This is a genomic window from Streptomyces sichuanensis, from assembly GCF_020328095.1.
Taxonomy (GTDB): Bacteria; Actinomycetota; Actinomycetes; order Streptomycetales; family Streptomycetaceae; genus Streptomyces; species Streptomyces cinnamoneus.
Genome location: NZ_JAIXMK010000291.1, coordinates 1 through 361, shown reverse-complemented (window position 1 = coordinate 361; position 361 = coordinate 1). Strand labels below are relative to the sequence as shown.

Annotated in this window: 1 protein-coding gene; it reads left to right on the top strand. The window is 68.1% G+C overall.

Going from position 1 to position 361, the window contains the following annotated elements; all coding sequences use genetic code 11:
• On the top strand, positions 1 to 361 hold a 361-nt coding region (locus LE181_RS32010; RefSeq protein WP_308103688.1), incomplete at both ends, for a malic enzyme-like NAD(P)-binding protein.

Sequence of the window (361 nt, the reverse complement as noted above, 5' to 3'; positions counted from 1 at the left end):
TCCCGGTCTTCCACGACGACCAGCACGGCACGGCCATCGTGGTCCTGGCGGCGCTGACCAACGCGCTGCGGGTGGTGGGCAAGGCGGTCGGTGATGTACGGGTCGTCATGTCCGGTGCGGGGGCTGCGGGTACGGCGATTTTGAAGCTGCTGACCGCGGCCGGGGTCAAGCACGCCGTTGTCGCCGACATTCACGGTGTGGTGCATGCGGGGCGTGAGGATCTGGTCTCGGCGGATGCGGGTTCGGCGTTGCGGTGGATCGCGGACAACACCAATCCGGAGGGGATGACGGGCACGCTGAAGGAGGCTGTGCGGGGCGCGGACGTCTTCATCGGTGTCTCGGCGCCCAACGTCCTGAACGG